This window comes from Streptomyces sp. NPDC047130 (assembly GCF_040643475.1).
In the GTDB taxonomy this organism is placed as follows: Bacteria; Actinomycetota; Actinomycetes; order Streptomycetales; family Streptomycetaceae; genus Streptomyces.
In genome coordinates this window covers 62,353-88,348 of the sequence record NZ_JBEYUK010000005.1, presented here as the reverse complement: position 1 = coordinate 88,348, position 25,996 = coordinate 62,353, and the positions used below count along the sequence as shown (strand labels likewise).

Below are 25,996 nucleotides of genomic sequence, written 5' to 3'. Positions count from 1 at the left end.
CATGAGCGGTCGTACGTACGAGTGTTCCATCCGCCGGTGGGAACGTTCCCACCACGCGTTGGGAACGTTCCCACCCGGCGATTCAGACGCGTTCGCCCTGAACCGTCCCGCTTGCCGTGGCTCTTTACAGACCTCGTAACTCCGGTGCGTCAGCGCCGTCGCTTGGAGGAAGAAACATGACCCCTGTCAACAGGTCGTTGCGTACGAAAGCGGTCGCGCTGGTCGCGGCCGTCGGCGCCATGTCGCTCCTCGCCGGCTGCGGCGGCGGCGACGAGTCCGTCACCGGTGGCGGCAAGAAGGACGGCAAGGTCGTCATCACCATGGGCATGTACGGGGTGATGGGCTTCAAGGAGACCGGCCTCATCGAGCAGTACGAGAAGGAGAACCCCAACGTCGACATCCAGGCCGAGGTGGCCGGCGACGAGCAGACCTACTACACCGCGCTGCAGACCAAGCTGGCGGCCGGCAAGGGCCTGAAGGACATCCAGGGCATCGAGATCGGCCGGGCCAAGGAGATCGTCGACACGCAGGCCGACAAGTTCGCCGACTTCAAGGGGATGGCGGACACCGACCACTTCCTGCCCTGGAAGCAGGCGCAGATCACCACCAAGGACGGCAAGGTCCTCGGCCTCGGCACCGACATCGGCCCGATGGCCGTCTGCTACCGCAAGGACCACTTCGAGGCCGCCGGTCTGCCCACCGACCGCGAAGAGGTCGCCAAGCTGTGGGAGGGCGACTGGGGCAAGTTCGTGGAGGTCGGCAAGACCTTCAAGAAGAACCACAAGGGCGGCAAGGTCGCCTACATCGACGCCTCCAGCGGCCTGTTCAACGCCATGATCTACGGCCACTCGGAGCAGTTCTACAACGCCCAGGGCGAGCTGATCTACCAGGACAACCCGGCCGTCGAGGAGGCGTGGAACCTCGCCACCGAGGCGGCGGAGTCCGGCCTGTCCGCCAAGCTGCCGCAGTTCCAGCCGGGTTGGGACCCGGGCCTGTCCAACGGCACCTTCGCCACCACCGTCTGTCCGGCCTGGATGCTCGGCCACATCGGTGAGAAGGCCGGCGACAAGCACAAGGGCAAGTGGGACGTCACCAAGGCCCCCAAGGGCGCCAACTGGGGCGGCTCCTTCCTCGGCGTGGTCGAGGCCAGCCCGGTGAAGGAGGAGGCCAAGAAGCTCGTCGCCTGGCTGACCGCCCCCGAGCAGCAGGCCCACATCTTCAAGCAGCAGGGCAGCGTGCCCTCCTCGCAGGTGGCCCTCGAGGACCCGGCCGTCAAGGACCGGACCTCTGAGTACTTCAGCGGCGCCCCGATCGGCAGGATCTTCGGCGAGGCCGCCCAGGAGATCCCGGACGAGCAGGTCCTGGGCCGCAAGGACGGCTCGATCAAGGACATCTTCTCCCAGGGCCTGGCCCTGGTCGAGGGGGGAACGCCGCGGGACGAGGCGTGGCAGACCACCTCGGAGCGCATCGAGAAGGCGGTCGGCTGACCGTAGCTCCTCCCGGCAGCCCGGGCCCGCCGGTGACGCACACCGGCGGGCCCGGACCCCGGCTCGTACCTCTGCTCTCAGGAAGGAAGTCCGGTGGCCACCTCCACCACCAAGGCTCAGATCGGCGAGGGACGCGAAGGCCCTGCCCCGAAGGCCGGCGACGGCGGCCGTCGCCGTCGCGGCGCGCTGCTGCACCGGCTGGACGTCAAGGGCGCGCCCTACGTGTTCGTGGCGCCGTTCTTCGTCGTGTTCGCCGCGTTCAGCTTCTACCCGCTCGTGTACACCTCGTGGATCTCCCTGCACCGGGTGGAACTGGCCACTCTGGACATCATGGAGTGGGTGGCGTTCGACAACTACGTCGAACTCTGGAGCGACACGCGGTTCTGGAACGCGCTCGGCAACACCATCACCATCGGCATCATCTCCACGGTGCCGCAGCTGCTGATGGCGCTCGGCCTCGCCCACCTGCTCAACTACCGGATGCGCGGCTCGCTGTTCTTCCGGGTCGCCTCGCTCGTGCCCTACGCCACCTCGGTCGGCGCCGCCGCCCTGGTGTTCACCATGATCTTCGAGCGTGACTTCGGCATGATCAACTGGGGTCTCGGCCTGTTCGGCATCGACCCGGTGAACTGGGAGGGCGACAAGTGGCCCGCCCAGCTCGCCATCTCCACGATCGTCATCTGGCGCTGGACCGGATACAACGCCCTGCTGTACCTGGCCGCCATGCAGGCCATCCCCGCCGAGCGCTACGAGGCCGCGGCCATCGACGGAGCCTCGCGCTGGAAGCAGTTCATCCACGTCACGGTGCCCGGCATCCGCTCCACCGTGGTCTTCACCATCGTGCTGTCCACCATCGGCGCCACCCAGCTCTTCGGTGAGCCGCTCATCTTCGGCCAGGGCCCCAACGGCATCTCCGGCGGCGTGGACAACCAGTACCAGACGCTGGGCCTGCTGCTGTACGAGGAGGGCTGGAAGAACTACCAGATGGGCCGCTCGGCGACCGTCGCCTGGGCGATGTTCCTCCTCCTCATCATCGTCTTCGCGGCCCAGGCACTGATCAAGCGCCTGCGCTCCCGCACGTCCTGACCAGGAGAGACCTCCATGACCACAGAAAGCCTCCCGGTCCCGACGAAGACGCCGGCCCGGACCGCCGACCCGGCCAAGCCGCCCACCGGCCGCATCTCCCTGCGCCAGGGCGCCGGCCGCCAGCACCACGCCGGCCCGCTCGCCTACATCCTCCTCGGGATCACGGCCCTCCTGTCGATCTTCCCGCTGTACTGGACGATGGTGGCGGCCTCCACCGACAACACGCGGGTGAGCGAGACGCCGCCGCCGTTCCTGCCGGGCCCGAACCTCTTCAGCAACCTGGCCCGCGCCTGGGACGAGGCGGCGATGGGCCAGGCCATGATCAACAGCCTGATCGTGGCCGGTGTCATCGCCATGTCCACGGTGATGTTCGCGACGCTGGCCGGCTTCGCCTTCGCCAAGCTGCGCTTCAAGGGACGCAACATCCTGCTGATGCTGGTCATCGGCACCATGATGGTGCCGCCGCAGCTGGGCGTGGTACCGCTGTTCATGATGATGGCCGAGCTGGGCTGGTCGCAGCGGCTGCCCGCCGTCATCTTCCCCACCCTCGTCAGCGCCGTCGGCGTCTTCTTCATGCGCCAGTACCTGTCCGAGGCGCTGCCCGACGAACTCGTCGAGGCCGGCCGCGTCGACGGCGCGCACTCGCTGCGCATCTTCTGGAGCATCGTCCTGCCCATCGCGCGCCCCGCGATGGCGGTGCTCTTCATGATCACGTTCGTGCACGCCTGGAACGACTTCTTCTGGCCGTTCGTGGCGCTCGACATGACCAACCCCACGGTCCCCGTCGCGCTCACCCAGCTCAGCGCCGGCTACATCCGCGACCAGTCCCTCATCATGGCGGGCGCGCTGCTCGGCACGCTGCCCCTGCTGCTGATGTTCATCGTCTTCGGCCGCCAGATCGTCAGCGGCGTCATGGCGGGCGCCGTCAAGGGCTGACGGAGAACGCACACCAGGCAACCCCCACTCGTCCCCCTCGTCCCCCAACGCGAAAAGGAAAAACATGGGCACCGCCGCACAGGCCGCCACCTCCACCCCCGGCGCCGGCCTCACCTTCCCGCAGGGCTTCCTCTGGGGCTCCGCGACCGCCTCCTACCAGATCGAGGGCGCCGCCGCCGAGGACGGGCGCACGCCGTCCATCTGGGACACCTACTCCCGCACCCCGGGCAAGGTCCGCAACGGCGACACCGGAGACATCGCCACCGACCACTACCACCGCTGGCGCGAGGACGTCGCCCTGATGGCCGACCTCGGCATCGGCGCCTACCGGTTCTCCCTGGCCTGGCCGCGGATCCAGCCCACCGGCCGGGGCCCGGCCGTCCAGAAGGGGCTCGACTTCTACCGGCGCCTGGTCGACGAGCTGCTGGAGAAGGGCATCAAGCCGGTCGCCACCCTCTACCACTGGGACCTGCCCCAGGAGCTCGAGGACGCCGGCGGCTGGCCCGAGCGCGCCACCGCCGAGCGGTTCGCCGAGTACGCGGGCCTGGCCGCCGACGCCCTCGGCGACCGGGTCAAGACCTGGACCACCCTGAACGAGCCCTGGTGCAGCGCCTTCCTCGGCTACGGCTCCGGCGTGCACGCCCCCGGCCGCACCAACCCCGTCGACGCCCTGCGCGCCGCCCACCACCTCAACCTCGGTCACGGCCTGGCCGTCCAGGCGCTGCGCGCCGCGCTCCCGGCGGACGCCCAGTGCTCGGTCACGCTCAACATCCACCACGTGCGGCCCCTCAGCCGGACCGAGGACGACAGGGACGCGGTCCGCCGCATCGACGCGCTGGCCAACCGGGTCTTCACCGGCCCGATGCTCGAGGGCGCCTACCCCGAGGACCTCCTCAAGGACACCGGTACGCTCACCGACTGGTCCTTCGTCCACGACGGCGACCTCCGGCAGATCCACCAGCCCCTGGACTTCCTCGGCGTCAACTACTACACGCCCACCGTGGTCTCCCGCGCCGACGGCTCGGGCACCCACACCTCCGACGGACACGGCCGCAGCGCCCACACCCCCTGGCCCGCCGCCGACGAGGTCGCCTTCCACCAGCCGCCCGGCGAGACCACCGCCATGGGCTGGGCCGTCGACGCCACCGGCCTGTACGAGCTGCTGCGCCGCTTCGGCACCGAGTTCCCCGACCTCCCGTTGATCATCACGGAGAACGGCGCGGCCTTCGACGACTACGCCGACCCCGAGGGCAACGTCAACGACCCGGCCCGGATCGACTACGTGCGCGACCACCTGGCCGCCGTCCACCGCGCCATCGAGGACGGTACGGACGTCCGGGGCTACTTCCTGTGGTCCCTGCTGGACAACTTCGAGTGGGGCTACGGCTACAGCAAGCGGTTCGGCGCCGTCTACGTGGACTACCCGACCGGCACCCGCATCCCCAAGGCCAGCGCCCGCTGGTACTCCGAGGTCGCCCGCACCGGCGTCGTCCCCGGAGCCTGACCCGAGACCTGGTGCGGCGTCCCACAGCCCGCACGTCGCCGCACCGCGGACCCGCCCCCGAACGCCCGCTCCCCCGGGCCGGGGGCGGGCCCGTGTCCCGGGGGCCCGGGCCCCTCACTCCAGCAGGCCGAGCTCCGTGTCCGGCCGGCACTGGGGGCAGGGCTGGATCCCGTCGGCCAGGGCACGGCGCGCCTGGTCCCGGGCGACGGCACGACTGCGCCTGCCGCCGCTCCAGCAACCGCCCACATGCACGTAGACGGGGGAGCGGCCGGTCAGCCCGTGCTCGATCAGCCACTCGGGCTCCGGGCAGCCGTCGGCCCGGCGGTCCCGGACCGCCGCCGCCCGCTGCTCCTCCTGCGCGATCCACCGCCGGGTGCGCTCCAGGTCGCGCTGCTGCACCCGCTCGAGGAAGCGCAGAAGGGCGAGCCGTGAGGGCTCGGCATCGGGATCGGTCACGCAATCGAGTATACGTTCGAAGCGCTGGGCTCCGGCTCCCGGGAACCGCTCCGAGCCGGTCACCCCGCCGCCTAGACTCCCCGCATGCCCGGCAGCCGGCCCGCGACCGCCCCGAAACCCCGCACCCTCGCCGACGCCTTCCGGCGCTTCGGCAAGACCGGCGCCGCACGGGTCTCGCCGCTGTACGAGCGGGTGGCCCTCGCCGTCGGCGCGTCCGACGCCGCCCTGCGGGCCGTGGAGGAGGCGCCCGCCCGCCGGCGGCAGCCGGCGCTCGTCCTCGCCGCCCTGCACCACCTCGCCCTGACCGGGCAGGCCCCCGAACTCGCGGCGGCCTACACCGCGGGCGACCCCGACGCGGCGGCCGTCGCGGCCGTCGCCGCCCTCCCGCGGCTGGCCGGCCAGGTCGCGGCGATCGCCGGGCGGCGGCGGGTCCGCGCCGAAGAGACCGGACGCCACACCGTGCTCCTGCCGCTCGTCGCCGAGGCCGCGCACCGGCTCGGCGCCCCGCGGATCGCCCTGATCGACGTCGGCTGCTCCGCCGGCCTCAACCTCAACGCCGTCCACGCGACCGTCGCGTACGGCAACGGCCAGACACTGGGCGACGCCTCCTCGCCCGTGCGGCAGTCCGCCGGGGTCGTCGGGGACCGGCCCCTCCCGGTACGGAACCTGCCCCGGGTGGCCGCGCGCTTCGGCCTGGACCACGACCCGATCGACGTGACCGACGCGGAGGAGGCCGGGTGGCTGCGCGCCTGCCTGCCGCCGGACCGGCACGAGGCGGCCGCCCTGCTCGACGCCGAGATCGCGCTGACGGAGCAGAACCCTCCGCTGCTCGTGCGCGGCGACCCCCTGGAGACGCTCCCCGAGGCCTTCGCCGCCGTTCCCGCCGACGCCCTGCCGGTCGTCACCACCGCCTGGGCGCTCGCGCGGCTTCCACCCGAGAGCCGGCTGCGGTTCCTGCACCGCCTCGACGAGGCTGCGGCGCGGCGGCCGGTGGCGTGGGTGTCGGCGGAGGGGGTCGGCGTCGCGCCGTCGGTACCGACCTTCGGCGACCGCCATGCCTCCGGCCACAGCATCCTCGGCATCGCGCTGTACGACGGACCCGCCACGACGGTCGAGGCCGTCGGCCGCTGCTGGTCCCGGGGCCGGCTGCTGGCCTGGCTGGCGGACACCGGCGCCTGACGGGCCGCCCGCCGGGCCGGTTCCCCCGACACCCCGCCCCACCAGGGGATCTGCCGTCGCATCAGGCCCGAACGCACTGTCGGACCCCGTCCTTACGATGATCCGCATGACCGACGCCTTCACCGTCCTGTGGACCCACGAGAGATGCAGTGCGCTGCGCAAGGCCGGCCTGGTGGGGGAGCGGCCGCCCGTCGCCTTCAGCGGCGTGCACTCCTCCCTCCCCACGTGGTCGCGGGCCGTGGCCGGGGACGAGGTGTACGCGCTCCACGTCGACCGGTGCGTCGTCCACGTCGTCACCCGGATGCGCGTGGTCGACCGGGACCACCAGGAGTGCTGCGGAGCCCCGCGGGCGACCTGGGAGGACCCGCCGTTCCCCGGCCACGACGACTGGTGGATGCTCGGCTCCGGCGGCTGCGGGGCGGAGCCCGTGCACGTCGACGCCACGCCCGTGCGCTTCGACCTGCCCATCCCCGGGGACCTCCTGTCCCGCCTCACCTGGCGCAACCTCAAGGGGCGGACACGGCAGCTGAAGCACGTCGTCGACGACCGCCTCGAGAACTCGACCGGCCTCCAGGGCTTCTACCGTCTCACTCCGGAATCCGCCGACGAACTGGCCGCGTTCGTCCGGGAGGCCCCTCGTGCCGGCGGGTGACCGGGCGGGCGCAGCCGGTCGATCTCGGCGAGCACCCGCGTCGCCAGCGGCCGCACCCCCGCGCGCAGCTCCTCGCTCCACGACTCCTCCGCGTAACCGGACTCGAGGTAGAGGCGCCGCGCGTGCTCCAGCGCCGGGCGGAACTCCGGCGGGAGCCGGGCGAGCGCCCAGTCGGCCGCGGTGTCCTTCCGCGCGATCCGGCCCGTGCCGAGCGTGTACCAGACGCGGGCCAGGGTCAGCAGGACGTTGCGGGTGTCGGTGGCCAGCTCGTCCAGCAGGTCGGGAAGCCCCTCGACGGAGGCCCGCACCAGGTCGGCGTGCGGGACGGGGTCGAGGACCCGCGCCGGGGCGGGGCCGGTGAGCGCGCGGTCGCCGGACAGGACCATGGTGATCGTCAGGGCCAGGTCCGGCATCGGCGTCCGTCGCGGAACCAGCCCGGCCTCGTACTCCTCGCTCAGCCACTCCCCGTGGAGGAAGTCGGCCGTCGGCGGATACCGCCACGGCCGGACGTCGGACCGCACGACCACGGTGACCTCGAGCGGACGCGCACCGGCGCGCGTGCCGGAGACGGCCCGCAGCCCGTCGAGGAGCTCCCGGCGCTGCGGTTCGTCCATCCGCCCGCGGGTGACGACCAGCACGTCGACGTCGCTCGCCGGGCGCAGCCCTCCCAGTACGGACGACCCGTACAGGTAGCAGCCGACGACGTCGCCGCCCAGCACCCGGCCCACGACCCGCACCACTTCCCGGCCCTCGTCCACCGGTCCAGCCTCCCCGCTCCCGCGTCCGGCCGCACGTCATTTCACGGGACGCCGCAAGATCCTCCACCTGCCGCCCCTGCCCTCCCGGTCCGAACAGTTGCGGCTCGACCCGGAACACCCGGGGATCAGTCGTTCAGCTCGACGGTCAGGTGCTCGGACAGCGCCCGCAGGAAGTCCGGGGCGTCGAACACGCGCCCGGCGGTGGCGACGCCCGTGGCGCGGGTGCGGCCGGTGAGGATCCGGTCGACGGCTTCGACGGCGAGGGGGGCCGTGACGGCGTAGATGTCGCGTCCCCGGGCGGTGGCGCGGTGCTCGACCCCGTCGCGGCGCACGAGGACGTCGACCAGGAAGGTCTGGTCGGACCGGCCCTGCTCGTCGGCGGCGGAGGGGGTGGGGGTGTCGGGGGAGGCGATGTCGCGGGCGGCCTCGACGGTCATGTAGGTGCGGACCTCGGGCACCGCGAGGTGGCTGGGCACGGTGACGATGTCGGCCATGGAGAACTCGCCGATGACCTCGCGCGCACCGACCGGCTCGGGGAAGGGCCAGGTGAGCGTGGGGGCGGCGTCGTCACGGTACTCCAGGCGGCCGCCCGAGTAGCGGACCCGGCGGCCCTCGCGGCGGCGCCGCGAGACGGCGCCGGCGACGCGCGTCCCGGCGGTGGGGTGCCAGCTGTTGAGGCCGTAGGCGACGTGGACCTCGTCGGCGTCGGTCCGGTCGCCGAGGGCGGCGGTGACCAGGAGGTCGCCGAGACCGCCGTAGAAGGCCATGGCGGGAACCACCACGGTGCCGGCCTCCCGGGCCCGGTCGGCGTACCGGGCGATGGTGTCGACGTTGGCCTCGATCTCGGCGGCGACGTCGACGTAGGGGATGCCGGCCCGCAGCGCGGCCTCGATCACGGGGGCGGCGGTCTCGGCGAAGGGACCCGCGCAGTTCACGACGGCGACGGTGCCGGCGAGGGCGACGTCGAGGGCGGCGGCATCGTCGACCGCGGCGGGACGGACCTCCAGCCCGTCCTCGGTGGCGGCGAGCGCCTTCAGCTTCTCGGCGTCCCGTCCGGTGAGCACGGGACGGTAACCCCGCGCCCGCAGCTCGGCGACCACGAACCGGCCGGTGTGCCCGTACGCCCCGTAGACGGCTACCTCACGCATGGTGTCTCCTCGGTGTCGGCGCCACCTTCCGTGGCCGGCGGTCGCCGGGCGGTGTGCGCGCTGTCGATGACCATCCTGTCGGGCGGTGTCGGCCATCCGTGAGTGTCTGCAGTGACACGATGCGTACACTTCCGGACATGGATCACACCGTCGCGATCGCCGTCACCGACGGCATGCTGAACTTCGAACTCGCCCTGGCCGTCGAGGTGTTCGGGAGCCGGCCGGCGGCGGTGACCGGACCGTGGTACGAGCTGGTGGTGTGCGGCCCGCGGCCGGTGGGCAGCGGCAGGTTCCTCCTCGAACCGGACCGCGGACTGGAGGGCCTGGCGGACGCCGACACGGTGGTCGTGCCGGGCTGGGCGGACCTCGACGAGCCGCTGCCCGCCGAACTGGTGGCGGCGGTGCGGGCGGCACACGACGCGGGGGCCCGCGTGGTGTCCCTGTGCACCGGCGCGTTCGTCCTGGCCGCGGCCGGCCTGCTCGACGGCCTGCGCGCCACGACGCACTGGGCGCACACGGACGAACTGAAGGCGCGCCACCCGCGGGTGGAGGTCGACCCGGACGTCCTCTACGTGGACAACGGCAGCGTGCTGACCTCGGCGGGCAAGGCCGCGGCGATGGACCTCTGCCTGCACGTGGTCCGCCTGGACCGCGGCTCGGCGGTGGTGAACGCGGTGGCCCGCCGGCTGGTGGTCCCGCCGCACCGGGACGGCGGACAGGCCCAGTTCGTCGCCACCCCGGTGCCCACACCCGACAACCACCCGCTGGCCGACCTGCTGCCGTGGGCGGTCGAACGGATCGACCAGCCGCTGACCGTCGAGGACCTGGCCCGCAAGGCGGGGATGAGCTCCCGCCACCTGACCCGCCTCTTCCGCTCCGTCACGGGCACCACTCCGCTGCGCTGGCTGCTCACCCAGCGCATCCGCCACGCGCAGGAACTGCTCGAGACCACCGACGACGGCATCGACTCCATCGCCACCGCTACCGGCGTGGGCACCGCCACCACCCTGCGCCGCCACTTCCACCGGACGGTGGGCGTCCCCCCGGACACCTACCGGCGCACCTTCCGCTCCCGCCTCGGCTGACCAGCACATGCCTCGCCCCGCGCCGTCCGGGACGCACCGGGGCCACGGACCCGTGCCCTGAGCAACCGCGCCGTCGCGTCACGACGGGCGAGCGGGGTACGCCGTCTCACGCCGACAGCGGCGTCCGTTCCGCCTGCTCGGCCTCGTGCGCGCAGGCCGCCGCGAGCTCGTCGAGGGAGACCTCGAGCGCGGCGGCGAGGGCGGCGATGGTGAAGAAGGCCGGCGTCGGGGCCCTGCCGGTCTCGATCTTCCGCAGGGTCTCGGCGGAGACACCGGCCGCGGCGGCGACCTCGGCCATGCTCCGGTCGCCGCGTGCCCGGCGCAGCAGCGCGCCGAACCGCTCGCCGCGTTCGCGTTCCCAGGGGGTCAGTGGAGTGCGCACCATGACCGTGATACTAATACCGGTATAAGTATTGGGTCCATCCGGATGCGGGGAGTCACAGCACATGGTCGAGATCAAGACGGACGCGGCGCTCGACGCCATGCGGGAGGCGGGACGCGTCGTGGCGCGCGCCCTGGCCGCGGCACGTGACGCGGCCGGGGTCGGCGTGTCGCTGCGGGAGCTCGACGAGGCGGCCCGCGCGGTCCTGGACGAGGCCGGAGCACGCTCGCCGTTCCTCGGCTACCAGCCCTCCTTCGCCCCCGTCCCGTTCCCGGCCGTCGTCTGCACGTCGGTGAACGACGCCGTGGTCCACGGCATCCCGACCGCCTACCGGCTCGAGGACGGCGACCTGGTGAGCGTCGACTGCGGCGCCGAGCTCGACGGCTGGACCGGCGACGCCGCCATCACCTTCACCGTCGGGACCCCGCGCCCTGCCGACCTGGAGCTCATCGACGCCACCCAGCGGGCCCTCGACGCCGGCATCGCCGCGGCCCGGGCCGGGGGCCGCACCGGTGACATCTCCCACGCCGTCGGCTCGGTCGCCCACGCCGCCGGCTGCGGCATGCCCGCCGACTTCGGCGGACACGGCATCGGCCGCCGGATGCACGAGGACCCCCACCTGCCCAACCGCGGCCGCCCCGGCCGCGGTTACCGCCTGCGCCACGGTCTGACCCTCGCCATCGAACCCATGCTGATGGCGGGCGGCCGCGACGCCTACCGGGTCGACCCCGACGGCTGGACCCTGCGCACCGCCGACGGCAGCCGCGCCGCCCACATCGAGCACACCGTCGCCGTCACGGACGAAGGCCCCCGCATCCTCACCCTCCTCTAACCGCACGCGCGGCGACGGGTGAGGCAGCGGCCGAAAAGATCACCGATCCGCGTTTACCGGAGAAAGCCCCCCACCCGCGAGGACTCGCGCACATGACCCAAGGGTGACATCCCACCCGTTCGGCCGATCACGCCCCCTCCACGCCTCCAGACTCCTCACAGACAACGCCCCGGTGGGGCGGGCGTGACAGGGGGGACGCGGGGTGGAAGTGACCGAACGCGGGAAGGCCGACCGTGCCGCTCGGGGCGGCACGGGACCGGCCGTGGCGTACCACGGCATCCGGCAGGCGGGCGCGGCGACGGTGGACCGTCCCGCCGGCCCGGGGGACGACGCCGAGCAGCGGCGGCACGAAGCGCCGGCCCGTGCCGTGCCGCGGCACGTGGCCTGCGTGATGGACGGCAACGGCCGCTGGGCACAGCAGCGTTCGCTGCCCCGGACGGCGGGCCACCGGGCCGCGGAGACCACCGTCGTCGACATCATCGAGGCCGCCCGGGCGGCCGGCGTCCAGTGGCTCAGCCTGTACGCCTTCTCCACCGAGAACTGGAGCCGTCCCGGCCCCGAGGTCGACTACCTGATGCGCCTGGTGCGCCGGGTCGTCCGCAAGCACGCGCCGCTGCTGCTCGCCCGCGGCATCCGCTGCCGCTTCCTCGGGGCCTCGGACCCGCGCATCCCGCGCCACCTGGCCCAGGACTTCGAGGACCTGGCGACGCTCACCGCCGAGAACCGGGGGATGACCCTGACCGTCGCCTTCGACCACGGCGGCCGCCGGGACATCGTCGAGGCCGCCAGGTCGCTGATCCGCGCCGGGACACCGGCCGACGAGGTGACCGAGCAACTCTTCGCGGACCACCTGCCGTTCCCCGACACCCCGGACGTCGACCTCGCCATCCGCACCTCCGGCGAACAGCGCATCTCCAACTTCATGCTCTGGCAGGTGGCCTACGCCGAATGGGTCTTCCCCGAGGTGCTCTGGCCGGACTTCCGTGCCCCCGACTTCCTCGCCTGCCTGCACACCTACCGGGGCCGTGACCGCCGCTTCGGCGGCGTGCCGACCCAGACGAACGGAGACACCCGATGACAACCGCAAGCACAGGCACCGGCAGCGGCACCGGTACCGGTACCGGCGCGGCCGAGGGGACACCCCGGTCGCCGGAGGACTCGTCGTTCCGCGCCTTCTTCGACGACCCGCGCTGGGCGCTGGCCCTCATCCGCGCCACCGTCCTGGAAGCCGCCCACCCGCAGGTCGGTGCCGCACTCGCCGAGAACTCCACCTTCATCGCCCACCCCTGGCGCCGGCTGCGCAACACCTTCGTCAGCATGCGCCGCATGTTCGACGCCGACCCCGCGGTCCGGGAACGGGAGGCCGCCCGCCTCAACCGGCTGCACGCCCGCATGAGCGGCACCGACGCCCGCGGCCGGGCCTACGACGCCATGGACCGCCCGACCCGCGCGTGGGTGGTCGCCACCCTCTTCGAGAGCGCCGTCACCATGTGCCGGCTGAGCGGCCAACCGCTCGACCAGGACACCATGGAGCGCACGTACGCCGAGTACCGCGCCTACCTCGCCGCGCTCGACGGCGACGCCAGGGAGCTCCCCGAGAACCTCAACGACTTCTGGCGCTACTTCGACCGGGTCGTCGAGGACGAACTGGAGGACACCGAAGCGGCCCGCGTCATCCTCTTCCGGCTCTTCGACCACCTGCCCGCCCCGGCACTGCTCGACGGCGCGCCGACCCTGTGGGCGGCCGGCCGCGCCGTCGTCGGCCCGCTCCTCGGCGCGATCACCGTCGCCTCACTGCCCGAGTCCTACCGGCGCAAGGCGGGCCTGCCCGAGACGCCCGGCGCCCCCACCCTCATGCAGGGCGCCTACCTCGCCGCCGGCCTCGCCCGCTTCCTGCCGAAGGGCTGGATCGACGCCGGGACCATCATCGAGACCCTCTCCCTCTCGCCCGACAGCGACGACCCCCGGGCGCGGACCGTCAGCGCCCTGCGCGCCCGGGTGAAGCGCGCCACGGCCCTGCTCCGCCTCGTCACCCCCCTCGGCGGCGACACCGGGACCCACCCCGACCCGGTCCCGCCCACCACGACGGCCACCGGAGAGGGCCGCCGCTCGGCGGAGGAGTTCTTCCACCAGGTGCTCGACCAGACCGGGGACGGCCACCTCGACTGGCCCGACCTCGCCGCCATGGCACGCGAACTGGCCACCCGCCTCGACCTGGACGAGCCCGAGGAGACCCGCCTCTACGACGCCTTCGCCGCCTGGTGGAAGGAGCTCCAGACCAGCCTCGACACGGACGGCGACGGCAGGGTCGGCATCGACGAGTACGCCGCCGCCGTTCCGTCCCTCGCCGGCCCCGCGCTCATCCGCGTCGCCGAGGTCCTCTTCGACGCCTGCGACAAGGACGGCAACGGCACCATCGACGCGGACGAGTACCGCGCGCTCTTCCGCACCGCCTTCCACCGTGACCTGGTCACCACCGACGGCACCTACGGGCGCAGCGCCTTCGTGGGCGACTTCCTCTCCTTCATGTCGGGCCGCCGGCCGAACACCCCCTACGACCCCCTCCTCGCCGACGCCTGACACACCACGTCCGCACGACGGCGCCCCTGCCCGCACCGCACCGGCGGGCGTCCTCGGACCTCAGCCGTACCGTGGGTCGCTCCTCCTCCTCACCGTCACCCGGACGGCCCGCTCGACCCCGCCCCCCCGCACGGTGGCCACCACCCGATCGGTGGCCCCGTCGGAAAAGCACTGCGGCTCGGTGTGGTTGTTCCTGCTGGGTTGTGGGCGGAGTGGAGACTGGGTGGGTGATGATGCGCGCTCTTCGCAGTGGTTATTTCGGTGGGGGTGGGCCGGCGGGAGACGGCGGGCCCGCGCCGAGGCGCCCTTCCGGGGTCGCGTGGTTGTTGCCGGCGGGTTGTTTGCTGGTGATTTTCCTGGTGGGGGAGTTGGGGCCGTCGATTCGTGTCGTGAATTGGCTGCTGATGGTGCCTCTGCTTGCGGCGGGTGTGTGCTCGCCGTGGATGACAGCCTTTTTCGCCGTGCTGGTTCTGGGGCTGAATCGGTGGATCGACGTGGTCCATCCGGAGGCGGTGATCCGGACGGAGGATTTCCTCCTGCAGGTGACGGCTTCGGTTCTTGCCGTTCTGACCTCCATTCTGCGGGTGCGCGCATATACGTACGTGCGTCATTTGCAGAGTTCCGCGGAGGCGACGCGGGAGGTCATTCTGCGCCCCATTCCGCCCGGGTGGGGCGGTGTGGATTCCGCTGCGCGTTATCAGGCGGCGGATGTGGAGGCGCAAGTCGGTGGTGATTTCTACGACGTCTTGGACACCCCTTTCGGGGCGCGGGTGGTTCTGGGCGACGTCCAGGGAAAGGGTTTGCCCGCTGTGTCGACGGCCGGTGCGGTGACCGGTGCTTTCCGGGAGGCGGGTTATCACGAGCGTGATCTGGACGTGGTGGCATGGCGGATGGACAACGGTCTGGTCCGGCACAACCGCCTGCGTGAGGCCTGCGGTGACGACATGGAGCGTTTCGCGACCGCGGTCGTTCTGGCCTTTCCCGAGAACGATGCCGATGTCGTGGAGGTGGTGAATTTCGGGCACGAGGGGCCGCTGGTGATCGGGCCGCAGGGTGTGCGGCGGCTGCCCGAGCAGGCGGGCGCGCCGATCGGCATGGCCGATCTGGTCGGCATGACGCCGGCGGTGCGGCGTGTGCCTTTCGGACGGGGCGAGACGGTGCTGCTGGTGACGGACGGGGTGACGGAGGCGCGGAGCCCCACGGGGGAGTACTTCCCGTTGCGGACCTGGCTGGAGCGGCTGGCCGCGGACGAGCCGGCCGGTGTCGCTCCGGCCCGTCTGCTGACCCTGGTCCTGGACGCGGTCCTCGACCACACCCACGGTCGCCTCACCGACGACGTCGCCCTCCTCGCGGTCCGCCGCCCCACCGACACCCACCCAGACCCCCGGGCGTGACCCGGCCAGGGGGCCTGCTGCCTAGGCTGGCGCCATGGACAACGGGCTCGTTCACGAAGGCGACACTTTCATCAACTTCCGACGCTCTATGCCGGATCCCAAGGAGCACGGTTTTCGCTGGGTCGACATCAAGCAGCTGAGCTTCTCCGCGGAGTCGGCTGACGGCAGGGAACTGCTTGCCGCACTCATCGGGCACGAGCAGTTCCGCGACGACTACGCGGGTGGGGGTGTTCTGCCGGACGGGACCCGGCACGGTCCCTATTGGCTCCGGTCGATCACTCCCGACCTGTACGGGTCCATCGGCCAGGAAAAGGCCGTGCGGATCATCCGGGACTGGGTGGAGCCTCTCCGGAACGTGCCCACCGACCTGGAGGAGGATCTGCAGCGGGAGGTGTTCGCCCGCGTGGCCGCAGCCGATGACATCTACTACCTCGCCGAACTCGGCGATGAAGCGATTCATGACTGGGGACGCGTGCACGATCAATTCCACGAGTTCGTGCTCGTCGACCGCTCGACCGGGCGGATCACGCTCCTCGTCGCCGCGGACGACTGACGCTCGACGGCGTTCCTCCATGCACAGGTGGTTCACAGGTGGAGCGGTACGACCCGGTCGTCCGCCCGTCCCGCGGCGGGGTTCTCCGGTTCCCGTCCGGGCGCCGGTGCGGGCCGGGCGGCGTGTTCGGGTGTTGCCGGGGTGTGGCGCGGGGTGGTGCGTGTGAGAGTGGGGTGGGTGTGGAGGTGGCGTGATGTCGGACGAGTTCGAGAGCGCGGGGGTCTCCGGTCTTGACGAGCGGTTGCTGGAGTCGATGCTCGCGGATGTCCATGCGATCGTCCCGTATCAGTTGCCGGGGACGGTGGACCGTTGCGCCCGGGTGATGGGGTTGTCGGGTGCGGCCGTGTACCTCGTCGATCTCCAGCAGCGGGTGTTGCTCCCCCTGGACGAGCAGGATGCTCCGTACCCCGTGGATCACAGTGCCGCGGGGTGGGCGTACCGGACCCTGTCGGTCCGGGTCGAGGAGCAGCTCGACGAATTGCTGGTGTGGCTGCCGCTGGTCGACGGCGCGGAACGGCTGGGCGTGCTGGGTGTGCGGGCGGAGGCGATGGACGCGACGCGGTTGCGCCGGTGCCGTCTGCTGGCGCACACGCTGTCGATGGTGGTGACGTCGAAACGCACGTACAGCGACTGGTTCGTGTCGCGCATCCGCACGCGGTCGATGCACGTGCATACGGAGATGCTGCGGGCCCTGTTGCCGCCGCGGAGCATCGGGACGACGTCGGTGACATCGACGGGCGTGCTGGAGCCGGCCTACGACCTGGGCGGGGACGCCTTCGACCACTCGCTGACGCGGAACGTCCTGCACGCGGCGATCTTCGATTCGATGGGGCATGACCTCGCCTCGGGCCTGACGACGGCCGTCGCGATCGCGTGTTGCCGTAACGCTCGGCGGTCGGGTGCCGATCTGCCGGACATGATCGCGTCGGTCGACGGCGCTCTCGGCCAGTGGCTTCCCGACCAGTTCTGTACGGGGTTGGTGTGCCAGCTGGACGCGGAGACCGGGGTGCTGCGCTGGATCAACTGCGGTCACCCCGCCCCGCTGCTGATCCGGGGCCAGCGAGTCCTGGACAAGGCGCTGGAGCGCCCTCCGCAGCCCCCGATGGGCCTGCACGGTCTGGTCGGCGGGGCGGGTGCCGCCCGTACGGTTCACGAGGCGGCTCTGCAACCCGGTGACCGGGTGCTGCTCTACACGGACGGTGTGACGGAGGCGCGCCGCGGCGGCGACGAGTTCGGCCTGGCCCGGTTCACGGACTTCATCATCCGCTCGGCCGCCGCGGGACAGCGTCCGGCGGAGATCCTGAGGCTGCTGATCCACGACATCCTCGACCACCACGGCGACCGGTTGAACGACGACGCCACGATCCTCCTGATCGAGTGGCGACCCCAGGACCACCTCTCCGACTGATCCGGGTGAGCAGCGGTGCCAAGCGCCCGGTCGGTCATGCGGTACGAGACTGCCCGGCCGGTCCACCTTCCTCGGCGGGTCCCTACCGTGTGCTCATGAACGATCAACAGTGGGCGGGAGTCCGTGAACGGGTCGAGGCTTTGGGGTCGTCCTCTGCGGGTGGCGGCGTGTTCGGGGCTGTAGGGCATCGATGGGTGCTGGAGCAGCCGCTCGGCCACACCGAGCTCGCCGAGCTCGAGGCGCAGATGAAGGTGACGTTGCCGGACGACTTCCGTGCCTTCCTTCTGCGCGTCGGAGCGGGCGGCGCGGGCCCCGGTTACGGGGTGTTCCCGGTGCGGCGGATACAAGGCCGCTGGCGGTGGGAGGGCGACGGCGCCGAACTGGCGGATCTGTCCCGGCTCGCCGAGCCGTTTCCCGAGCAGGGCCCGGACCCGGAGCTGCTGCAGGAACTGGCGGCCGAGTGCCCCGAGGAGGAGGACTTCGACGAGAGCGAGGAGTTCGACGACGCCATGGAGGCGTGGGACGGACGCTGGGACGCTGTCATGTTCGATCCCGATCGCACCGTCGGCGCCTTCGTCATCTCCCACCGCGGGTGCGCGCTGCGTGACTGGCTGGTGGTCAGCGGCCCCCACCGGGGCACCGTGTGGAGGGACGACCGCGCGGACGAGACCGATCTGGCGCCGCATCTGCATGACGACGGGACGCCGATGACTTTCGCCTCCTGGTACACCGGCTGGCTGCGTCAAGCCGAGGCGACAGCACGGGAACCAGGCTGAGCCACCCCGACCGATCCGATTGGCTGGTCGGTTGCGGCGGTGGCTTTGACGAGGGACCAGGTCCCGGAGAGGCGGCCGGACCGGGCGGTGATGCCGGGGTGGGAGGTGGCCGCCCGGCCCCCGGCCGTGGAGATGAGCGGTGCCCACCGTGCGCAGGCCTGTCCGCTGGTAGGCAACACGGGCTGCGAGGACTCCCGCTCCTTCGGCGCGTCGACGTTCCGGCACACCGGCAGTGCCGCGCACGTCACCTTCCTGGTGGTCGCCTACGACAGTGTTCAGGCTGCCGTGAGGCGCGCGTGATGGGCGGCCCCTCCCTCCGGCGGCGTGCACGGTCGCCCGGGGACACAGCGCCGCGCCCTCCGCCTGTGCCTTGTTCGGTACGGGCCCGCGTCCGCGGTCCCGCTCGCCCGCCGGTTCACCCGTTCGGCTCTGCTGGCGGCGCTCCCGCTGCCTGCCGCTCCCGAGGCGGGGGCGCCTGTGGTGGGCGGGGGAGTGGGGTGTGGTGCGTTTCCGGTGACTTGCGGTGCTCTGGTCGCTTCGGGATGGTTCGCGTCAGACTGGTAGCAGTGCATGCATGACGGAACGCCCGGGCGAGTTCGTGGAGGCGCGGCGATGGGGCAGCACGGCGAGAACGGTGGCGGTGACGCGGCGAGTGCCGCGCAGGAGCCGGAACTTTACGACTACGAGGACCTGCCGGCCGGAGGCGGTGCCGGAACCACGGTGGGCCGTCCGTCGCCCGAGGGGGATCCGGACGTCTTCCTCGACGTGCCGGAGCTGAGGGTCGATGAGATCGATCTCGATGTGGAGGATCTACGGGCCCGCGTGTCCCTGCAGGCCGAGGTGCTCGACCTTCTCAAGCTGAACGTGGGTGCCGATGTCGCTCTGGGCCAGGTGCATCTCGGGATCTCCGGGGTGGAGGCGCAGGCCCGGTTGAAGGTCCGGCTGGACAACGTCGCGCTGATCATCGACCGGGTGCTGACCACGCTCGACCGTAATCCGCAGATCATGGCGGATCTGGTGCGGCGGATGGGCTCGGCCGTGCAGGATCTGGGCCGGGGCGCCGGCACGGCCGTGGGCGGTGTCGGCGAGGCGGCCGGGACCGCCGTCGAGGCGGTGGGGGACGACGTGGGCGAGGCCGTCGGGGAGGTCGGCCGGGGAGTCGGCGGACTCGCCGGAGACGTCGGATCGGATGCGGCGGAAGCTGTCGAGGAGGTGGGCGGCGCGGCGGGCGGTGCCGTCGCGGGCGCCGGTGACACGACTCGCCGGACCGGGACCGGGGCGGGAGCTTCCGCCGCACCGCCGGCGTCCAGCACGCGCCGCACGCCCCCTGCCGACCGGCCGGCTGGACGGCAGCGGTCGGCGCGTGCCGGCTCCGGTGCCGAGGACCGGCGTTCCTCGCGCCGGCGCCGTGCCCCCGAGGACGATGCTGTGGCGCCGCGCCCCACCGGCCGACGCGGTACCGGGAAACACGGCGAACCGCCCTGAACGGACACCCCAGCGCCACCTCCCCCCACGCCCGAGCCGTCCGCCGACGAGCCTCCCGGCGTTGCCGGCCCGGCCCCGGACGTCTCGTTCGACGCGGTCGTCCGCGGCGAGCGTCTGCGTTTCGCCGTCACCCCACGAACGAGGGTCTCCTTCCCCGGCTCGGGAGCCCGTGAGTCGGTGTCGCGTACCAGGAGGACCAACCTTCCTCCGCGGGTGACGCCCGGACAGCAGTACCGCGACGTGACCGTGGCCTACCGTCTCGCCAGCCGCCTCACCGGCGAACCGGAGGACAGCGAACACACACCGGACGAGGACGCCCAGCGGCACACCCCGGACCCCGCGACCCCGGACCGCTCCGGCCCGCCCGCACCACAGTGAGCACACCCCTGCCGGCTCCCGCCGCGATGCCCGTCGGAGCGCGGCAGGATCCTTACGAAGCATCGCTGGCCGCACCCATTCGCTGAGTCCCGCGAGTCACATGCGGCGATGCGCCGCTCGGAGCGGAGCCGACGGCCTGGATCGTCGATGAGACGCGCATGCTGTTGGCACGTCCGCCGAAAGCGGCTGCCGCGCCGAGCACCCCCGCACAGCCCGAAGCGCTCCGCCGGCCACCGGCGTGACGTGTCCCTGCGCCCCTGTCCCCCCGTCCCCCTCCGTCCAGGCGCCGGCATGGGTGAACGCCGGGACCCCACCGGCGAGCCTGACCGGCGCACGGCAGCCGGTGTGAACGATCGGTTCCGGCAGCGGTCCCAGGCCGGCGCCCCCTTTACGGCCCCGGCCCTCGGCTCCGCCGTACCTCCCGGCCCGCCGTACCTCCCCGCCCGCTGGACCGAACCGAAAGGCCCCCCGGCGATGACTCCTGAAGGCCACCCCCGCCGCCGTGTGCTCGGCGGACTGATCGCTGCGGGCGGCGCCGCCCTCACCCTCGGCACCGCACCTCCTGCCTCCGCCCGCCCCGGCCCCGGCACCGGGCCCGCACCCTCATCGGCCGCCGCCGTCGCGGACGGTGCCGCCGCCCGGCCCACCGGTACCACCGTCGTCCTCGTCCACGGCGTCTTCGCCGACGCCTCCGGCTGGAACGAGGTCACCGCCCGGCTGCTGAAGGACGGACACCAGGTCATCGCGCCGGCCAACCCGCTGCGCGACCTCGCCGGTGATTCCGCGTACCTGTCCGCCCTCGTCGCCACGCTGCCCGGGCCCGTGATCCTGGTCGGCCACTCCTACGGCGGGGAAGTCATCACCAACGCCGCCCGGGGCCACGACCACGTCAAGGCCCTCGTCTACGTCGCCGCGTTCGCACCGGACGAGGGCGAGAGCGCACTGCAACTGGCCGGCAGGTTCCCCGGCAGCGAACTCGAGGGCGCGCTCGTGACCCGTCCGCTGCCCGGCGGCGGGGACGCCGACGGATACATCGACCCGGCGAAGTTCCACGACGTCTTCGCCGGTGACCTGCCGCGTGCCGTGACCCGGGTGATGGCGGTCTCCCAGCGTCCGGGGGCTCTGGGCGGTCTGGCGGGGCCCAGCGGGCCGCCGGCCTGGAAGTCCCTGCCGTCCTGGTACGTGGTGGCGGGCACCGACCGCGTCATCCCGCCGGCCCTGCAGCGCTTCATGGCGGAACGCGCCGGGAGCAGGACCGTCGAGGTCAAGGACTCCTCACACGTCGTCATGATGTCCCACCCGGACGTCGTGACCCGCCACATCACAGCCGCCTACCGCGCCACACGCTGACCCCGCCCGGCCCCGCTGCCGCACCGGACGTACACCGCCCGAACTGCTGCTGAGCAGATTCAGGACGGGGCCGACGATGACGAGGGGCCGGTGCCTGTGGCATCAGCGGTGGTCACTCGCCCCGCCCGGTGAGGCGGGCGGGATCACGCGGAGGTGATCTCCAGGGTCACCAGACCGAACGTGCTGGGGACGGTGCCGAGTCCGAGCGTGCACAGGGTGATGTCGGTGGAGGGGCCGGTGATGGTCATCAGGACCGTGTCTCCGGCGAACAGCCCGGAGGTGACCGTGCCGGTGAAGGTGACCACCAGGGCCGCGCCGGCCACCGTCACGGTCCGGTTCAGCGACAGGGCGCTGGTGGCCCCGGTGTTCCAGGTGACCGTCCTGGTCTCCGTGCCTGCCGACAGCAGGTCCAGGCAGCTGCGCGACGCGGGCGGCGCGCTGACGACCGAGGTTCCGGAGGTGAGGGCGGGCGTCGACACCGAGACGCACGGACCGAGTTGGACGGACGACGTCAGCCCGACCGACTGCGGGGCGAGAGTCAACGGCGTGCTGTAGACGACGGTGTTGCTGCTGGGCGGGGTGCAGGTGACGTCCAGCAGACCGCTCTCGCGTGCGCCGGCGGGACCCGCGGCGGACATGAGGCTGACGAGCACACACAGCAACGCTGTCAGACCGGTGAACACGGTGCGTGGACTGATCCTGCGTGCGGTGCCGGTACCTTTCGCCATGGTGAAGTCCTTCCGGTGAACCCCGTGAGGGCCCAGGTGTGGAGGCGACGGCGGCCGTGCGAGTCTGCGTCCCAGGCCCGGCACGGGTGATCCGCCCGGAGGAGGGGCCTCCTCCGTGACGCTCACTGTCCTGCGAACGCGGGGAAGCGCCCAGGGAGTGCGTGAGACCACCGCAGGTGCGCGATTCACACCGGTGTGTGTGTCCGCACGGGCCTGTCGACGCCGGACCCGGGAGGCGTCAGCCGCTTGTGCGACCTGAGTGGCGCAGACGGTTGAGCCCGAACAAGTCGTTCGCGGCCGGAATCACGTGGGCAAGGGCGGTCAGGGGGCGGTGCGGTCGTGCCGTTCGGGGATCGCTTCGTGCTGCGCGTCGGCGGAAGGCGGCGGTGTCACATGGCGGGTGCCGACGGCCGGGGCGAGGAAGACGGCCAGGGCGACGCATGCCAGGACGACGGTCATCGCAGCGCGCAGGCCGTAGTGGTCACCGAGGAAGCCCAGGCCCGGGGGCCCCACCAGGAAGGCGACGTAGCCGATCATCGCGACGAGGCTGACGCGGGCGGCTGAGTCGGGGCCGGAGTCGCCGGCGGCGGACAAGGCCAGAGGGAAGCCCAGTGCTGCTCCCAGCCCCCACAGGAGGACGGCGGCACCGGCGAGGACGGCGTTGTCGGAGAAGATGACCACGGCCAGGCCGAGCGCGGCGGAGACCGCGCTGGCGCGGACGACGGGTGCGCGGCCGAAGCGGTCGATGAAGAAGCCTCCGCCGAAGCGGCCGACCGCCATGGCCGCGGCGAAGCCGGCGTAGACGGCCGATCCGAGGGCGGGGTCCATGTCGTGCCCGTCGACCATGAGCAGCGGCAGCCAGTCGTTGGCCGCTCCCTCAGCCAGGGCCATGGTCAGGACGATGCCGCCGATCAGGACCAGACGCCGGTCCTTCCAGACCGCGGGCCGACGCCGCTTTCCCTCCGGGCCGGTCTCCTTTTCGGCGCGCGTGCGGCCGACGCCGTCAGGGATGGCACGCAGGGCGTACACGAAGGCCGCGGTGGTGACGGCGGCGACGGCTGCCAGGTGCCAGTGCACGGGGAAGCCGACGGCGGTGCACAGTATGCCGAGCGAGGCCCCGGCGACGGTGCCGAGGCTGAAGAAGCCGTGCAGGGTGGGCAGGACGGTGCTGCCGGTGATCCGTTCGACCTCGGCGCCGTCGACGTTGACGGCGACCTCACCGCCGCCCATGCCGGCGCCGAAGAGGAACAGCCCCGCCATGACGGTGGGCGCCGACGACCACAGAGCGCCGCACCCGATCACCACCATGCTGAGGATGACGAGGGCGGTTCCCACTCCCATGACCGGCCGGGTGCCGAATCTCGCCACCAGCGCTCCGGAGCCGAGCACGCCCAGCATCGAGCCGACCGACAGGCCGAACAGCACGATGCCCATCTCAGCGGTGGACGCACCGAGTTGATCCCTGATGTCAGGTGTCCGGGTCACCCAGGAGGAGATCGACAGGCCCGGCATGAGGAAGAAGAGGAACAATGCCGTACGGCGGCGGCGTGTGGCCAGGTCTATCACTGCGGACTCGATCCAGACGTGAGGTACCGCGGGCGCAGCCGCCTACGGAGTAAGTGTGTACGAACGTACACGCTGGGGGGTGGCCCCGGAAAGGAGAAGATCATGTCGGGCAGCTTGCGTGGTCCCAACGACCCGGGACGCCGGGACCGCATCATCGACTCGGCCCTCGACGTCATCGCCGAGCACGGCGTCACCGGGGCCACCCAGCGACGCATCGCAGAGGCGGCGGGGGTGTCCCTGGGGTCGATGACGTACTACTTCGAGGGCAGGCACCAGTTGCTCGTCGAAGCGTTCACCCGGCTCGCGGAATCGATGTCCGCGCGCTACCGGGAACCGCTGGAGGCGGCCGAGAACGTCGAGGAAGCACGAGCCGCCGTGGTGGAGATCATCTGCGGCACGCTCTGGGGCAGTCCACGCGAACTGGTGCTCAGCTACGAGCTGTACGCCTTCGCCTCGCGCTGCCCGGCGCTGCTCCACGTGATGCGGTCCTGGATGGCGGCCAGCCGCGCCTCGCTGAGCCGGCACTTCGACGCGCGCACCGCCCGGGCCCTGGACGCACTGGTGGAGGGACTGAGCATCCACAACTCCATGGATGCCGAACCCATGAGCCGCGAGGACGTCGCCGCGGTCGTGCGCGCGGTCAGCATGTGACAGCCCGCGCCCGGGCTGCAACGCGCCCGCCGGTGCGCCGCACCAGACGCTCCCACCGCACCGGGGTTCGCCCGCCGCCGGCGACCAGCCGACCATGGAGCCGGCCGAAGCCGGAGAAGCCGCCCAGGCTGCCGTCCCCGCGAGCGAGGCCACCGCATGCCATCCACGAGGAACGGTCAGGACCTGCGGACCGGCTGTCATGCGCCTTGCTGGTCCCGCACCCCGCATCCCGCATCCCGCTTCCCGGCCGACCCCTTCGGCGGGTCGGTCGACAAGGATGGGCCTGGCGGGTCCCCAGTCCTAGGATCGGGCCATGGGCAGGACAGACCGCGTAACCCGGATGATCGCGGCACCACCGGCGACCGTCTACGGCGCACTCCTCGACCGTGAGTCCCTCGAGGTCTGGCTGCCGCCGGACGGCATGCGCGGGCGGGTCGAGCGGTGGGATCCCCGGCCTGGTGGAGGGTTCCGGATGGTCCTCGTCCACCTCGACCCCTCCGACAGCCCCGGCAAGACGTCGGACGCGACAGATGTGGTCGACGTCCGGTTCGCCGACCTGGTGCCAGCGGAGCGCGTGGTGCAGCAGGCGGTGTTCGAGGCCGACGATCCGTCGTACGCGGGCACCATGACGATGACCTGGCACCTCGCTCCCGCCGGTGACGGGACCGAGGTGACCGTGACAGCCACGGACGTGCCGTCCGGCATCGACCAAGAGGTCCACGAGGCTGGGATCGCCTCCTCGCTGTCCAACCTGGCGTCGTACGTCGAAGCGGCCGGCTGAGCCGGGTTGGCTGCGCCGCGGGCCAGCGCCACGTCGTCGAAGAAGCGGTCGATCACACCTGTGGCCTTGTGATTCCAGCATTTCCGACGGTGAGCCAGGTGAAAACCACCGGCCCGCACAGAGACGTGGCCGCCCGCGGGCAGGTCGTGCTCACCGAACGTCCCTGGGACGACCGCGTGCAGCAGGACGTCGTGGGCCGCAACGTCGTCCCCGCACGGCGGACCTTCCAGAGCACCGCGTGCGCGGTGCGTGATGTGCGCCGGGAGACCAGTGGGACCGAGGGTGGACCTCAGGTGCAGACGATGGGGCAGCCGCGTCGGATCGAGTGCTGTGCGGCCTGCAGGCCGGCATGGCGGGCGGCGGCGATGTCGCCTGCGTCGACCGGCGCCCCTCAACCCCCCCATGTGCTCGGGCGTTCGCCGTGGGCAGGGCGGCCGTGGCGTGCAGCAGGGTATGGGCGTGCCCGCGTACGGCTGCGTCCGTCCATGCCCTGCGCGCATGGGCAGCTGCCCTTCTGCCAGGAGATCGAACTGACCCCCGCCGCGCAGTACGCGCACGCCATGCGGGAACTGGAGGTCATCTTCCTGGTCCTGGCGTCAGCAGGGTCAGGTCCAGCATCCGCGTTGGCTTCCGCGGTCGCGTGTCCGGTGGGGGACACGGGAGGAAGCCGGCCTCGTCATCGATCCCGCGGACGTGAGCGGCACGGGGCTCGCGGAGGGGTCTGCGGCGCGGCGCCTGGGCGACCGCGTCGTCCGGCGACGTGCGCGGGGGCATCGAGGCGTGCCAGCACCTCGGCACTTACGTGGCGATATGAGTCGTATGCGCAAGTATCGATGCTAAT

The 25,996-nt window shown here is 72.1% G+C and carries 26 protein-coding genes and 1 pseudogene; 21 read left to right on the top strand and 6 right to left on the bottom strand.

From position 1 onward, the window contains the following. Positions 1-176 precede the first annotated feature (176 nt). From ABZ836_RS09580 to ABZ836_RS09565, 4 genes are all read left to right on the top strand, one after another. A complete protein-coding gene (locus ABZ836_RS09580) occupies positions 177-1,487 on the top strand; it encodes an extracellular solute-binding protein (protein WP_361140983.1) in 1,311 nt (436 codons plus the stop codon). Positions 1,488-1,580: 93 nt separating this feature from the next. After that, complete coding sequence (locus ABZ836_RS09575) at positions 1,581-2,573, top strand: sugar ABC transporter permease (RefSeq protein WP_361140981.1); 993 nt, start codon at positions 1,581-1,583, stop codon at positions 2,571-2,573. A gap of 15 nt (positions 2,574-2,588) precedes the next feature. Then, positions 2,589-3,509, top strand: a complete 921-nt coding sequence (locus ABZ836_RS09570) for a carbohydrate ABC transporter permease (protein ID WP_356132714.1) — start codon at positions 2,589-2,591, stop codon at positions 3,507-3,509. A 64-nt stretch (positions 3,510-3,573) separates the two neighbouring features. Further along, positions 3,574-5,013: a GH1 family beta-glucosidase gene (locus ABZ836_RS09565; RefSeq protein ID WP_361140979.1), complete on the top strand. Its 1,440-nt coding sequence runs from the start codon at positions 3,574-3,576 to the stop codon at positions 5,011-5,013. A 114-nt stretch (positions 5,014-5,127) separates the two neighbouring features. Here ABZ836_RS09565 and ABZ836_RS09560 read toward each other — a convergent pair whose 3' ends face one another. Further along, positions 5,128-5,469 (bottom strand): DUF6233 domain-containing protein, encoded by a 342-nt coding sequence (locus ABZ836_RS09560; protein WP_361140977.1) that lies wholly within the window; start codon positions 5,467-5,469, stop codon positions 5,128-5,130. Positions 5,470-5,553: 84 nt separating this feature from the next. Between ABZ836_RS09560 and ABZ836_RS09555 the strand changes: the two genes are divergently transcribed. Beyond that, positions 5,554-6,648: a DUF2332 domain-containing protein gene (locus ABZ836_RS09555; RefSeq protein ID WP_361140975.1), complete on the top strand. Its 1,095-nt coding sequence runs from the start codon at positions 5,554-5,556 to the stop codon at positions 6,646-6,648. A 106-nt stretch (positions 6,649-6,754) separates the two neighbouring features. Further along, positions 6,755-7,300, top strand: coding sequence for a hypothetical protein (locus ABZ836_RS09550; protein WP_361140973.1), 546 nt, complete (start codon positions 6,755-6,757; stop codon positions 7,298-7,300). On the opposite strand, the gene ABZ836_RS09545 is transcribed toward ABZ836_RS09550, so the two are convergent. Next, positions 7,228-8,058 (bottom strand): aminoglycoside adenylyltransferase family protein, encoded by an 831-nt coding sequence (locus tag ABZ836_RS09545; RefSeq protein WP_361140972.1) that lies wholly within the window; start codon positions 8,056-8,058, stop codon positions 7,228-7,230. The genes ABZ836_RS09550 and ABZ836_RS09545 overlap by 73 nt on opposite strands. A gap of 125 nt (positions 8,059-8,183) precedes the next feature. Then, positions 8,184-9,206 (bottom strand): saccharopine dehydrogenase NADP-binding domain-containing protein, encoded by a 1,023-nt coding sequence (locus ABZ836_RS09540; protein WP_361140970.1) that lies wholly within the window; start codon positions 9,204-9,206, stop codon positions 8,184-8,186. Positions 9,207-9,343: 137 nt separating this feature from the next. Between ABZ836_RS09540 and ABZ836_RS09535 the strand changes: the two genes are divergently transcribed. Further along, entirely contained in the window at positions 9,344-10,291 is a 948-nt protein-coding gene (locus ABZ836_RS09535) for a helix-turn-helix domain-containing protein (protein WP_361140968.1), read from the top strand. Positions 10,292-10,397: 106 nt separating this feature from the next. On the opposite strand, the gene ABZ836_RS09530 is transcribed toward ABZ836_RS09535, so the two are convergent. Then, positions 10,398-10,676 (bottom strand): helix-turn-helix transcriptional regulator, encoded by a 279-nt coding sequence (locus ABZ836_RS09530; protein ID WP_356132698.1) that lies wholly within the window; start codon positions 10,674-10,676, stop codon positions 10,398-10,400. 61 nt (positions 10,677-10,737) lie between these two features. Here ABZ836_RS09530 and map point away from each other — a divergent pair, with 61 nt between their 5' ends. The 11 genes from map (at position 10,738) to ABZ836_RS09475 (ending at position 21,429) form a co-directional block, all read left to right on the top strand. Further along, positions 10,738-11,505: a type I methionyl aminopeptidase gene (gene map / locus ABZ836_RS09525; RefSeq protein ID WP_361140965.1), complete on the top strand. Its 768-nt coding sequence runs from the start codon at positions 10,738-10,740 to the stop codon at positions 11,503-11,505. A 367-nt stretch (positions 11,506-11,872) separates the two neighbouring features. Then, the gene (gene uppS, locus ABZ836_RS09520) at positions 11,873-12,583 is read left to right on the top strand and encodes a polyprenyl diphosphate synthase (protein WP_361141192.1); all 711 of its coding nucleotides are present in this window, start codon (positions 11,873-11,875) and stop codon (positions 12,581-12,583) included. Continuing rightward, positions 12,580-14,085, top strand: coding sequence for an oxygenase MpaB family protein (locus ABZ836_RS09515; RefSeq protein WP_361140963.1), 1,506 nt, complete (start codon positions 12,580-12,582; stop codon positions 14,083-14,085). The genes uppS and ABZ836_RS09515 overlap by 4 nt, the downstream gene beginning before the upstream one ends. A 347-nt stretch (positions 14,086-14,432) precedes the next feature. After that, positions 14,433-15,479, top strand: coding sequence for a PP2C family protein-serine/threonine phosphatase (locus ABZ836_RS09510; protein ID WP_361140961.1), 1,047 nt, complete (start codon positions 14,433-14,435; stop codon positions 15,477-15,479). 34 nt (positions 15,480-15,513) lie between these two features. Next, positions 15,514-16,032: a hypothetical protein gene (locus ABZ836_RS09505; protein WP_361140959.1), complete on the top strand. Its 519-nt coding sequence runs from the start codon at positions 15,514-15,516 to the stop codon at positions 16,030-16,032. A 193-nt stretch (positions 16,033-16,225) separates the two neighbouring features. Then, a complete protein-coding gene (locus ABZ836_RS09500) occupies positions 16,226-17,440 on the top strand; it encodes a PP2C family protein-serine/threonine phosphatase (RefSeq protein WP_361140957.1) in 1,215 nt (404 codons plus the stop codon). Between the two features lie 95 nt (positions 17,441-17,535). Then, positions 17,536-18,216 (top strand): SMI1/KNR4 family protein, encoded by a 681-nt coding sequence (locus ABZ836_RS09495; RefSeq protein ID WP_361140955.1) that lies wholly within the window; start codon positions 17,536-17,538, stop codon positions 18,214-18,216. Between the two features lie 39 nt (positions 18,217-18,255). Then, on the top strand, positions 18,256-18,516 hold the full coding sequence (locus ABZ836_RS09490) for a hypothetical protein (RefSeq protein WP_356132686.1): 261 nt from the start codon (positions 18,256-18,258) through the stop codon (positions 18,514-18,516). 312 nt (positions 18,517-18,828) lie between these two features. Continuing rightward, a complete protein-coding gene (locus tag ABZ836_RS09485) occupies positions 18,829-19,701 on the top strand; it encodes a hypothetical protein (protein ID WP_356132684.1) in 873 nt (290 codons plus the stop codon). A 177-nt stretch (positions 19,702-19,878) separates the two neighbouring features. Then, positions 19,879-20,079 carry a hypothetical protein gene (locus tag ABZ836_RS09480; protein WP_356132682.1) on the top strand — a complete coding sequence of 67 codons (201 nt, stop codon included), beginning with the start codon at positions 19,879-19,881 and terminating at the stop codon, positions 20,077-20,079. 474 nt (positions 20,080-20,553) lie between these two features. Then, a complete protein-coding gene (locus tag ABZ836_RS09475; protein WP_361140953.1) occupies positions 20,554-21,429 on the top strand; it encodes an alpha/beta hydrolase in 876 nt (291 codons plus the stop codon). A 143-nt stretch (positions 21,430-21,572) separates the two neighbouring features. Here the strand turns inward: ABZ836_RS09475 and ABZ836_RS09470 are convergent, their stop codons facing one another. Both ABZ836_RS09470 and ABZ836_RS09465 read right to left on the bottom strand, forming a co-directional pair. Further along, on the bottom strand, positions 21,573-22,157 hold the full coding sequence (locus ABZ836_RS09470) for a hypothetical protein (protein WP_361140951.1): 585 nt from the start codon (positions 22,155-22,157) through the stop codon (positions 21,573-21,575). A 321-nt stretch (positions 22,158-22,478) separates the two neighbouring features. Continuing rightward, a complete protein-coding gene (locus tag ABZ836_RS09465) occupies positions 22,479-23,720 on the bottom strand; it encodes an MFS transporter (protein ID WP_356132992.1) in 1,242 nt (413 codons plus the stop codon). 105 nt (positions 23,721-23,825) lie between these two features. Between ABZ836_RS09465 and ABZ836_RS09460 the strand changes: the two genes are divergently transcribed. From ABZ836_RS09460 to ABZ836_RS09450, 3 genes and pseudogenes are all read left to right on the top strand, one after another. Beyond that, positions 23,826-24,374 (top strand): TetR family transcriptional regulator, encoded by a 549-nt coding sequence (locus ABZ836_RS09460; RefSeq protein WP_356132676.1) that lies wholly within the window; start codon positions 23,826-23,828, stop codon positions 24,372-24,374. A gap of 313 nt (positions 24,375-24,687) precedes the next feature. Further along, on the top strand, positions 24,688-25,155 hold the full coding sequence (locus ABZ836_RS09455; RefSeq protein WP_356132674.1) for an SRPBCC family protein: 468 nt from the start codon (positions 24,688-24,690) through the stop codon (positions 25,153-25,155). A 503-nt stretch (positions 25,156-25,658) separates the two neighbouring features. Continuing rightward, a pseudogene (locus ABZ836_RS09450) lies at positions 25,659-25,742 on the top strand (sporulation protein); the annotation flags it as partial. Positions 25,743-25,996: the final 254 nt, after the last annotated feature.

Excerpts from the sequence above, each read along its gene's own strand:
- ABZ836_RS09570 (WP_356132714.1), top strand. The coding sequence starts at position 2,589 with ATGACCACAGAAAGCCTCCCGGTCCCGACGAAGACGCCGGCCCGGACC.
- ABZ836_RS09485 (WP_356132684.1), top strand. The coding sequence starts at position 18,829 with ATGGGGCAGCACGGCGAGAACGGTGGCGGTGACGCGGCGAGTGCCGCG.
- ABZ836_RS09555 (WP_361140975.1), top strand. The coding sequence starts at position 5,554 with ATGCCCGGCAGCCGGCCCGCGACCGCCCCGAAACCCCGCACCCTCGCC.
- ABZ836_RS09540 (WP_361140970.1), bottom strand. The coding sequence starts at position 9,206 with ATGCGTGAGGTAGCCGTCTACGGGGCGTACGGGCACACCGGCCGGTTC.
- ABZ836_RS09505 (WP_361140959.1), top strand. The coding sequence starts at position 15,514 with ATGGACAACGGGCTCGTTCACGAAGGCGACACTTTCATCAACTTCCGA.
- ABZ836_RS09475 (WP_361140953.1), top strand. The coding sequence starts at position 20,554 with ATGACTCCTGAAGGCCACCCCCGCCGCCGTGTGCTCGGCGGACTGATC.
- ABZ836_RS09530 (WP_356132698.1), bottom strand. The coding sequence starts at position 10,676 with ATGGTGCGCACTCCACTGACCCCCTGGGAACGCGAACGCGGCGAGCGG.
- ABZ836_RS09565 (WP_361140979.1), top strand. The coding sequence starts at position 3,574 with ATGGGCACCGCCGCACAGGCCGCCACCTCCACCCCCGGCGCCGGCCTC.
- ABZ836_RS09535 (WP_361140968.1), top strand. The coding sequence starts at position 9,344 with ATGGATCACACCGTCGCGATCGCCGTCACCGACGGCATGCTGAACTTC.
- ABZ836_RS09455 (WP_356132674.1), top strand. The coding sequence starts at position 24,688 with ATGGGCAGGACAGACCGCGTAACCCGGATGATCGCGGCACCACCGGCG.
- ABZ836_RS09495 (WP_361140955.1), top strand. The coding sequence starts at position 17,536 with ATGAACGATCAACAGTGGGCGGGAGTCCGTGAACGGGTCGAGGCTTTG.
- ABZ836_RS09460 (WP_356132676.1), top strand. The coding sequence starts at position 23,826 with ATGTCGGGCAGCTTGCGTGGTCCCAACGACCCGGGACGCCGGGACCGC.
- ABZ836_RS09515 (WP_361140963.1), top strand. The coding sequence starts at position 12,580 with ATGACAACCGCAAGCACAGGCACCGGCAGCGGCACCGGTACCGGTACC.
- ABZ836_RS09500 (WP_361140957.1), top strand. The coding sequence starts at position 16,226 with ATGTCGGACGAGTTCGAGAGCGCGGGGGTCTCCGGTCTTGACGAGCGG.
- ABZ836_RS09580 (WP_361140983.1), top strand. The coding sequence starts at position 177 with ATGACCCCTGTCAACAGGTCGTTGCGTACGAAAGCGGTCGCGCTGGTC.
- ABZ836_RS09470 (WP_361140951.1), bottom strand. The coding sequence starts at position 22,157 with ATGGCGAAAGGTACCGGCACCGCACGCAGGATCAGTCCACGCACCGTG.
- ABZ836_RS09550 (WP_361140973.1), top strand. The coding sequence starts at position 6,755 with ATGACCGACGCCTTCACCGTCCTGTGGACCCACGAGAGATGCAGTGCG.
- map (WP_361140965.1), top strand. The coding sequence starts at position 10,738 with ATGGTCGAGATCAAGACGGACGCGGCGCTCGACGCCATGCGGGAGGCG.